We start from the raw sequence: 8,350 nt of genomic DNA on the forward strand, positions 1-8,350 counted from the left end.
CTGTCGCGTTTCTCGCCGGCCTCAGAATTCGAGGCCGACCTCGCGCGCTGCGTCGGCGAGTGCCTTTACCCGCCCGTGATACAGATAGCCGCCACGATCGAACACCACCTGTTTGATGCCAGCCTCGACCGCGCGCTCGGCCACGAGCTTGCCGACCGCTTCGGCCGCAGCCCGGTCGGCGCCGGTCTTCAGGGCACCGCGCAGATCCTTCTCCAGCGTCGACGCCGAGGCCAGAGTGCGGCCGGCGGCATCGTCGATGACCTGCGCGTAGATGTTCTTCGAGGAGCGGTGCACGCTCAGCCGCGGCCGGCCATTGGCCGCCCGGCGGAGTGCCCGCCGAACCCGCATTGTCCGCTTCTCGCGGCCTGTCAAACCCTTGCTCATCGCCGATCTCGCTACTTCTTCTTGCCTTCCTTGCGGAAGACATATTCGTCCTTGTACCTGACGCCCTTGCCCTTGTAGGGCTCCGGCGGGCGGAAGCGGCGGATCTCGGCGGCCACCTGGCCGACCCGCTGCTTGTCGATGCCACTGACGACGATCTCGGTCGGCTTCGGGCATTCGATGCTGATCCCCTCGGGGATCGGGTAATGCACGTCATGGCTGAAGCCCAGCGCAAGCTGCAGCTTGTTGCCCTGAACCTGGGCGCGGTAACCGACGCCCTGGATCTCCAGCTCCCGCTTGAAGCCGTCGCTGACACCGACGATGATGTTCGAGACGAGTGTCCGCGACAGGCCCCACTTCGCCCGCGCGTCCTTGGAGTCGTCGCGCGGACCGACCTTGATCCCGTCGTCGGTCATCTCGACGGACACCTCGTCATTGAGGACCACCGACAGTTCACCTTTCGGCCCCTTGGCCGAAACGCTCTGTCCGGCGATCGTCGCCGTTACGCCGCTAGGTACGGCTACCGGCCTTTTTCCGATACGCGACATCGAAATCGTCTCCGATCGTTCCCTTTGGCCGTCGTCAGAAGACGCGGCACAGTACCTCGCCGCCGACATTCTCTTCGCGCGCCTGCCAGTCCGGCATGACACCCTTGGGAGTCGACACGATCGACACGCCGAGGCCGTTGGAGACCGTCGGCAGGTTCTTCACCGAGGCATACACCCGGCGGCCCGGCTTGGAGACCCGCTCGATCTTGCGGATCACCGGCTCGCCGTCGAAATATTTGAGTTCGATCTCGAACTCAGCCTTGCCACCGTTGAATTCCACTTCGGAATATCCCCGGATGTAGCCTTCGGCCTGCAGTACGTCGAGCACGCGGCGGCGCAACGAAGACGCCGGCGTATTCACCTTGTTCTTGCGCCGCATCTGCGCGTTGCGGATGCGGGTGAGCATATCGCCCAGCGGATCACTCATGGCCATTGCTCGTTACCTCACCAGCTCGACTTGACCATGCCCGGGATCATGCCCCGAGACCCGAGTTCACGCAGCGCGATGCGCGAGAGCTTCAGCTTGCGGTACACCCCGCGCGGCCGGCCCGACACTTCGCAGCGGTTGCGGATGCGCGACGGCGCCGAGTTGCGCGGCAGCGCGGCAAGCTTCAGACGCGCCTGGAAACGCTCTTCCATCGACAGCGACTCGTCTTCGGCGATCGCCCTCAGCCGCTCGCGTTTGCCGGCATATTTCTTCACCAGGCGTGCGCGGTTCCGGTTCTTCTCGATCGCACTTTTCTTCGCCATATTAAAAAAACCTCCTGAGGTCTCCCGTTGCCGCGATCACGCGCGGAACGGGAAGTTGAAGGCCTTGAGCAAGGCCCGGGCCTCATCGTCGGTCTGCGCCGTGGTGCACACAACGATATCCATGCCCATTACGTGGTCGACCTTGTCGTAATCGATCTCCGGGAACACGATGTGCTCCTTGAGACCCATTGCGTAGTTGCCCCGACCGTCGAAGCTCTTCGGGTTCAGCCCGCGGAAGTCGCGAACCCGCGGCAGCGCGATGTTCACGAAACGGTCGAGAAATTCGTACATGCGCCCCTTGCGCAGCGTGACCTTGGCGCCGAGAGCCATGCCCTCGCGCACCTTGAAGCTGGCGATCGAGGTACGCGCATGCGTAACCAGCGCCTTCTGGCCGGCGATCAGGGTCAGGTCGTTCGCTGCCGCTTGGGCGCGCTTCTGGTCGCCAACCGCCTCGCCGACGCCCATGTTGAGCACGATCTTCTCGAGGCGCGGCAGTTTCATCTGGTTCGAGTAGCTAAACTCGTCCATGAGCTGACCACGAACGACGTCGCGATAGTGCGTCTTGAGCCTCGGCTCGTATGCTGCTTCAGCCATCGATCACTTCTCCGGACCGCTTGGCGAAACGCACCTTGCGGCCATCTTTCAGAATCTTGAATCCAACCCGGGTCGGTTTGCCGTCCTTGGGGTCGATCAGCGCCAGATTCGACAGATTGATCGGCGCTTCCTTCGCCTTGATACCGCCCTCTTCGGACGCCGTCTGCTTCTGGTGGCGCTGCACCATGTTCACGCCCTGAACGATCGCGCGGCTCTTGGCCGGCTCCATCTTCAAGACGTCACCGGACTTGCCCTTGTCGCGGCCGCTCAGCACTACGACACGGTCGCCCTTCTTGATCTTCGCCATCGACATCACAACACCTCCGGCGCGAGCGAAACGATCTTCATATGGTTCTTCGCACGCAACTCGCGAGGCACCGGGCCGAAAATACGGGTTCCGACGGGTTCTTTCTGGTTGTTCACCAGAACCGCGGCGTTGCGGTCAAAGCGGATCACGCTGCCGTCGGGGCGGCGGATATCCTTCGCGGTGCGCACGACGACGGCCTTCATGACGTCGCCCTTCTTCACACGTCCGCGCGGAATAGCCTCCTTCACCGACACCACTATGATGTCGCCGACGTGAGCGTACTTGCGCTTGGAACCGCCCAGCACCTTGATGCACTGCACCCGGCGCGCGCCCGAATTGTCGGCGACATCGAGACTTGTCTGCATCTGGATCATGGCCGGCCTCTTGTCCTTCTCTTCGCGGGCCCCTGCTTGAAATTATCGGGCGCGCGATGCCTTACCGTTAAAGTTCGTCTCTATTCCGCCAACGCTATCCAGCGCTTGTTGCGCGAGATCGGGGCGCATTCCTGGATCCGCACAATGTCACCGACCTTGAACTTATTGTCGGCATCATGAGCGTGATACTTCTTGCTCGTGCGAACCGTCTTCTTTAGCAGCGGATGCGCGTAACGGCGCTCCACCTGGACGACGATGGTCTTGTCGTTCTTGTCGCTGACGACGGTCCCGTGCAGAATTCGCTTCGGCATTTCACCTAACCTCAAGCCTTGGCCGCGCGGGCCTTGCCGGCGAGCACGGTGTTGATCCGCGCGATGTCCCTGCGCACCTGGCGCACCCGCGACGTGTTCTCTAGCTGACCGGTGGCCTGCTGGAAGCGCAGGTTGAACTGCTCCTTCTTCAGGTTAGCCAGTTCGCCCTTGAGCTCGTCTTCGGTCTTCGACCAGACCTCGCTCGCCTTCATTTCACCTACTCCGTTCACTCGCCGATGCGCGCGATGAAGCGCGTCTTGATCGGCAGTTTGGCAGCGCCGAGCCGCAGTGCCTCGCGGGCGACATCGGCCGGAACGCCGTCGATCTCGAACATGATCCGCCCGGGCTTGACCTTCGCCGCCCAGTATTCCGGCGTGCCCTTGCCCTTACCCATGCGGACTTCGGTCGGCTTCTTCGAAACCGGCACGTCCGGGAAGATGCGGATCCACACGCGACCGGCACGCTTCATGTGACGCGTGATGGCGCGACGCGCGGCCTCGATCTGGCGCGCCGTGATCCGCTCCGGCTCCATGGCCTTGATGCCGAAGGATCCGAAGTTGAGCTGGTTTCCCGTGCTCGCAACACCGCGAATGCGGCCTTTGTGCTGCTTACGGAATTTTGTGCGCTTGGGTTGAAGCATGGCTCTTCTCGTTCAGTTCCTGTGGGCCTTACTCAGACCGACGGCCCTCGCGACGGCTCGGACGTCCGCCGCCACCACTCTCGGCAGCCTCGGTCGCGCGACGCTCCGACGCCATCGGGTCGTGCTCGAGGATCTCGCCCTTGAAGATCCAGACCTTGACGCCGCATGTGCCGTAAGCCGTGATTGCCGTGGCCTCGCCGTAGTCGATGTCCGCGCGCAGGGTGTGAAGCGGCACACGGCCTTCCCGGTACCACTCCATCCGCGCGATCTCGGCGCCACCGAGGCGGCCGCCGCAGTTGATGCGGATACCGTCGGCGCCAAGGCGCATCGCAGACTGCACCGCACGCTTCATCGCCCGGCGGAACGACACACGCCGCTCCAGCTGCTGGGCAATCGAGTCAGCGACCAGCATCGCGTCGACTTCCGGCTTGCGCACCTCGACGATGTTGAGGTGCACCTCGGAGTCCGTCATCGCGCCGATCTTCTTGCGCAGCTTCTCGATATCCGCGCCCTTCTTGCCGATGACGATGCCCGGCCGAGCGGTATGGATGGTCACGCGACACTTCTTGTGCGGACGCTCGATGACGATCTTGGCGACCGCGGCCTGCTTCAGATCCTTCTTCAGCATCTCGCGGATCTTGATGTCCTCGTGGAGCAGCGAACCGTAGTCACGCGGGTTCGCGAACCAGCGCGAGTCCCACGTGCGGTTGATGCCCAGCCGCAGGCCGATCGGATTTACTTTCTGGCCCATCAGGCGGACTCCTCGACTTGTCTCACGACGATGGTCAGATGCGAGAACGGCTTGTGGATGCGGCCGACGCGACCGCGTGCACGCGGCGTCCACCGCTTCATCACCAGCGCCTTGCCGACATAGGCCTCGGCGACGACCAGGTCGTCGACGTCGAGGTCATGGTTGTTCTCGGCATTGGCGATAGCCGACTCCAGCGTCTTCTTGACGTCCTTGGCGATCCGCTTCTTCGAGAAGGTCAGATCGGCGAGCGCCGACGCCACCTTCTTGCCGCGGATCGCGGCGGCCACGAGATTGAGCTTCTGCGGGCTGATACGCACATTGCGCATCACCGCTTTCGCCTCGTTCTCGGGCAGAGTGCGTTCGCGAGCGGCCTTGCCCATCGCTTACTTCCTCTTCGCCTTTTTGTCGGCCGTGTGGCCGTAATACGTACGGCTCGGCGAGAACTCGCCGAACTTATGGCCCACCATGTCTTCGCTGACCTGCACCGGGATGTGCTTCTGGCCGTTGTAGACACCAAAGGTGAGGCCGACGAACTGCGGCAGGATCGTCGAGCGACGGCTCCAGATCTTGATCACCTCGTTACGGCCAGACTGCCGCGAGGCATCCGCCTTCTTGAGGAGATAGCCGTCTACAAACGGCCCCTTCCGGACTGAACGGGTCATCGGTTAGCCCTACTTCTTCTTCAAGTGACGCGAGCGCAGAATGAATTTCTGCGTCGCCTTGTTACGACGGGTCTTCTTACCCTTCGTCGGCTTGCCCCACGGGGTGACCGGGTGGCGACCGCCAGACGTACGGCCTTCACCGCCGCCGTGCGGATGGTCGACAGGGTTCATGGCGACGCCGCGAACCGCAGGACGCTTGCCCCGCCAGCGCGACCGGCCAGCCTTGCCGTCGTTGATGTTGGAGTGGTCCGAGTTGGACACGGCCCCGACAGTAGCCATGCACGCACCGTGCACCAGGCGCTGCTCGCCGGAATTCAGCCGCAGGATTGCATACCCTGAGTCGCGGCCAACAAGCTGCACATAAGTGCCGGCGGAACGCGCAATCTGACCACCCTTGCCGGGCTTCATCTCGACGTTGTGCACGATCGTCCCGATCGGAACGGCCGACAGCGGCATCGCGTTGCCCGGCTTCACGTCCGCCTGCTTGGAAGCGATGACCGTGTCACCGACACCCAGCCGCTGCGGCGCCAGGATGTAGGCCAGCTCGCCGTCCTCGTACTTGATCAGCGCGATGAACGCAGACCGGTTCGGATCGTATTCGAGCCGCTCGACTGTGCCGCGAACATCGAATTTCGTACGCTTGAAGTCGACAACGCGGTAGAGCCGCTTGTGTCCGCCGCCGCGCCGGCGCGCCGTGATACGGCCCGCGTTGTTGCGTCCGCCCGACTTGGTCAGGCCTTCGGTCAGCTTCTTGACCGGGCCGCCCTTCCACAGATTGGCGCGGTCGACGATCACCAGCTGGCGCTGGCCCGGCGTCGTCGGATTGAAGGTCTTGAGTGCCATTGTTCTATTACCCTCGCCTTACGCGCCTCAAAGGCCCGTCGTGACGTCGATGGCGTGGCCCTCTTCGAGGGTCACAATCGCCTTCTTGACGTCATTCTGTTTGCCCTTGATGCCGCGGAAGCGCTTAACCTTGCCCTTCCGCACGAGCGTATTCACGTTCTTCACCTTGACCGAGAACAGCGCCTCGACGGCCGCCTTGATCTCCGGCTTGGTGGCCGTCGGGGCCACCTTGAACACGACCTGGTTCTGCTCCGAAGCCAACGTCGACTTCTCGGTGATCACCGGCGCGACCAGGATGTCGTAGTGCTTGAGATTGGTCATTTGAACCGTTCCTCCAGCGCCTCTACGGCGGCCTTGGTCAGCACCAGCTTGTCGCGGCGCAGGATGTCGTAGACGTTGATGCCCTGCACCGGCAGCACATCGACGGACGCCAGGTTGCGCGAGGCCAGCCGGAAGTTGTTCTCAAGCTCCTTGCCGTCGACGACGAGCGCCGAGGTTAGGCCGAGCTTCGCGAACTTCTCCGCAAGCGCCTTTGTCTTCGCGCTGTCGGCAGCGGCGCTGTCGACCACGATGAGCGCATCCGACTTCGCCTTGGACGACAGCGCGTGCTTCAGCGCCAGCATCCGCACCTTCTTCGGCAGATCGTGCGCATGGCTGCGGACGACCGGTCCGAACGCCTTGCCGCCGCCGCGGAACTGCGGCGCGGTGCGCGCACCGTGCCGGGCACGACCGGTGCCCTTCTGCTTGAACATCTTCGCAGTGGTCCCGCTGACCTCGCTGCGGCGCTTGCTCTTGTGCGTGCCGGCCTGCCGTGCGGCAAGCTGCCAACGCACCATGCGCTGCAGAAGGTCGGCGCGCGGCTCCAGTCCGAAAATCTCATCGGAGAGATCGACCGATCCCGATTTCTTGCCGTCGAGCGCGATTACGTCGATTTTCATTTTACTCAGGCCTCCGCGCCGCTGTCAGCTTCGGGAGCGGCATCGGTTGCAACTTCCGCAGCCGGAGCCTGCCCGCCAGCATTGCGGACCGCACCGGGGACCGGGATCCCTTCCGGAGCCGCGATCTTGACGGCGTCGCGCATCAGCACCCAGCCGCCCTTCGCACCCGGAACCGCGCCGCGAACCATGATGAGCCCACGCTCCGCGTCGGTGTTCACCACCTCGAGGTTCTGCGTGGTGACCCGCGTGTCACCCATGTGGCCGGCCATCTTCTTGCCCTTGAACACCTTGCCGGGGTCCTGGCTGTTGCCGGTCGAACCATGCGAGCGGTGGCTGATCGACACGCCGTGAGAGGCGCGCAGACCACCGAAATTGTGCCGCTTCATCGCACCGGCAAATCCCTTACCGATGGACGTCCCGGTCACATCGACCCGCTGGCCGGGCACGAAATGCTCGGCCGTCAGCTCGGCGCCGACCTCGATGAGGTTCTCCGGGCTTACGCGGAACTCCGCGAGCTTGCGGCGAGGCTCCACCTTGGCGACCGCGAAATGTCCGCGCATCGCCTTTACCGTGTTCTTCGCCTTGGCAAAGCCCGCACCGAGCTGCAGCGCGGTGTAGCCGTTCTTCTCGTTGGTCCGGTGGGCCACCACGTGGCAGCCGTCGACCTTCAACACGGTAACCGGAATCTGTTCTCCGGCGTCCGTGAAGATACGGGTCATCCCGACCTTCTGAGCGATCAGTCCTGAGCGCATGACCGTGTCGCTTTCCTCGTCCTTACAGCTTGATCTCGACGTCGACGCCGGCGGCAAGATCGAGCTTCATCAGGGCATCGACCGTCTGCGGGGTCGGCTCGACGATATCGAGCAGCCGCTTGTGGGTCCGCATTTCGAACTGCTCGCGGCTCTTCTTATCGATGTGCGGCGAGCGGTTGACGGTGAATTTCTCGATCCGCGTCGGCAGCGGGATCGGACCGCGCACGCGCGCGCCCGTCCGCTTGGCGGTGTTCACGATCTCTCGCGTCGATGCATCGAGAACCCGATGATCGAACGCCTTGAGCCGGATGCGGATGTTTTGCCCGTTCATTATGACTGTCCTGGGTGACTGTCTCGAAACCGGTCGGCGCGTCCTTGCCGGACGCGCCGTCCGACTACATTACTCGATGATCTTGGATACGACGCCGGCGCCGACGGTGCGGCCGCCCTCGCGAATGGCGAAGCGCAGACCGTCCTCCATGGCGATCGGCACGATCAG

At 63.4% G+C, this 8,350-nt stretch carries 19 protein-coding genes; all 19 read right to left on the reverse strand.

What is annotated here, in order from left to right:
• Positions 1-21: 21 nt before the first annotated feature.
• Positions 22-384, reverse strand: coding sequence for a 50S ribosomal protein L18 (gene rplR, locus MUB46_RS21790; protein WP_261618084.1), 363 nt, complete (start codon positions 382-384; stop codon positions 22-24).
• Between the two features lie 11 nt (positions 385-395).
• Positions 396-929 (reverse strand): 50S ribosomal protein L6, encoded by a 534-nt coding sequence (rplF, locus tag MUB46_RS21795; protein ID WP_261618085.1) that lies wholly within the window; start codon positions 927-929, stop codon positions 396-398.
• Positions 930-963: 34 nt separating this feature from the next.
• Entirely contained in the window at positions 964-1,362 is a 399-nt protein-coding gene (rpsH, locus tag MUB46_RS21800) for a 30S ribosomal protein S8 (RefSeq protein WP_261618086.1), read from the reverse strand.
• Between the two features lie 11 nt (positions 1,363-1,373).
• Complete coding sequence (rpsN, locus tag MUB46_RS21805; protein WP_261618087.1) at positions 1,374-1,679, reverse strand: 30S ribosomal protein S14; 306 nt, start codon at positions 1,677-1,679, stop codon at positions 1,374-1,376.
• Positions 1,680-1,715: 36 nt separating this feature from the next.
• A complete protein-coding gene (gene rplE, locus MUB46_RS21810; protein WP_261618088.1) occupies positions 1,716-2,273 on the reverse strand; it encodes a 50S ribosomal protein L5 in 558 nt (185 codons plus the stop codon).
• Positions 2,266-2,580, reverse strand: coding sequence for a 50S ribosomal protein L24 (gene rplX, locus MUB46_RS21815; RefSeq protein WP_261618105.1), 315 nt, complete (start codon positions 2,578-2,580; stop codon positions 2,266-2,268). The genes rplE and rplX overlap by 8 nt, the downstream gene beginning before the upstream one ends.
• 5 nt (positions 2,581-2,585) lie before the next feature.
• Positions 2,586-2,954, reverse strand: coding sequence for a 50S ribosomal protein L14 (gene rplN, locus MUB46_RS21820; protein ID WP_261618089.1), 369 nt, complete (start codon positions 2,952-2,954; stop codon positions 2,586-2,588).
• An 80-nt stretch (positions 2,955-3,034) separates the two neighbouring features.
• On the reverse strand, positions 3,035-3,265 hold the full coding sequence (gene rpsQ, locus MUB46_RS21825) for a 30S ribosomal protein S17 (RefSeq protein ID WP_261618090.1): 231 nt from the start codon (positions 3,263-3,265) through the stop codon (positions 3,035-3,037).
• A gap of 11 nt (positions 3,266-3,276) precedes the next feature.
• Complete coding sequence (gene rpmC, locus MUB46_RS21830) at positions 3,277-3,477, reverse strand: 50S ribosomal protein L29 (RefSeq protein WP_261618091.1); 201 nt, start codon at positions 3,475-3,477, stop codon at positions 3,277-3,279.
• A gap of 14 nt (positions 3,478-3,491) precedes the next feature.
• The gene (gene rplP / locus MUB46_RS21835; RefSeq protein WP_261618092.1) at positions 3,492-3,905 is read right to left on the reverse strand and encodes a 50S ribosomal protein L16; all 414 of its coding nucleotides are present in this window, start codon (positions 3,903-3,905) and stop codon (positions 3,492-3,494) included.
• A gap of 28 nt (positions 3,906-3,933) precedes the next feature.
• A complete protein-coding gene (rpsC, locus tag MUB46_RS21840; protein WP_261618093.1) occupies positions 3,934-4,656 on the reverse strand; it encodes a 30S ribosomal protein S3 in 723 nt (240 codons plus the stop codon).
• Complete coding sequence (gene rplV / locus MUB46_RS21845) at positions 4,656-5,036, reverse strand: 50S ribosomal protein L22 (protein WP_261618094.1); 381 nt, start codon at positions 5,034-5,036, stop codon at positions 4,656-4,658. Before rplV ends, rpsC begins: the two co-directional genes overlap by 1 nt.
• A gap of 3 nt (positions 5,037-5,039) precedes the next feature.
• Positions 5,040-5,318: a 30S ribosomal protein S19 gene (gene rpsS / locus MUB46_RS21850; protein WP_261618095.1), complete on the reverse strand. Its 279-nt coding sequence runs from the start codon at positions 5,316-5,318 to the stop codon at positions 5,040-5,042.
• A gap of 9 nt (positions 5,319-5,327) precedes the next feature.
• Positions 5,328-6,161 carry a 50S ribosomal protein L2 gene (gene rplB / locus MUB46_RS21855; RefSeq protein WP_261618096.1) on the reverse strand — a complete coding sequence of 278 codons (834 nt, stop codon included), beginning with the start codon at positions 6,159-6,161 and terminating at the stop codon, positions 5,328-5,330.
• 27 nt (positions 6,162-6,188) lie between these two features.
• On the reverse strand, positions 6,189-6,482 hold the full coding sequence (locus MUB46_RS21860) for a 50S ribosomal protein L23 (RefSeq protein ID WP_261618097.1): 294 nt from the start codon (positions 6,480-6,482) through the stop codon (positions 6,189-6,191).
• On the reverse strand, positions 6,479-7,099 hold the full coding sequence (rplD, locus tag MUB46_RS21865; RefSeq protein ID WP_261618098.1) for a 50S ribosomal protein L4: 621 nt from the start codon (positions 7,097-7,099) through the stop codon (positions 6,479-6,481). The genes MUB46_RS21860 and rplD overlap by 4 nt, the downstream gene beginning before the upstream one ends.
• A gap of 5 nt (positions 7,100-7,104) precedes the next feature.
• A complete protein-coding gene (gene rplC, locus MUB46_RS21870) occupies positions 7,105-7,851 on the reverse strand; it encodes a 50S ribosomal protein L3 (protein WP_261618099.1) in 747 nt (248 codons plus the stop codon).
• A gap of 22 nt (positions 7,852-7,873) precedes the next feature.
• On the reverse strand, positions 7,874-8,182 hold the full coding sequence (rpsJ, locus tag MUB46_RS21875; RefSeq protein ID WP_261618100.1) for a 30S ribosomal protein S10: 309 nt from the start codon (positions 8,180-8,182) through the stop codon (positions 7,874-7,876).
• A gap of 69 nt (positions 8,183-8,251) precedes the next feature.
• Positions 8,252-8,350: EF-Tu C-terminal domain-related protein (locus MUB46_RS21880; protein WP_425256301.1), on the reverse strand; the 99-nt coding region annotated here is incomplete at its 5' end.

This window comes from Microbaculum marinisediminis (assembly GCF_025397915.1).
GTDB lineage: Bacteria > Pseudomonadota > Alphaproteobacteria > Rhizobiales > Tepidamorphaceae > Microbaculum > Microbaculum marinisediminis.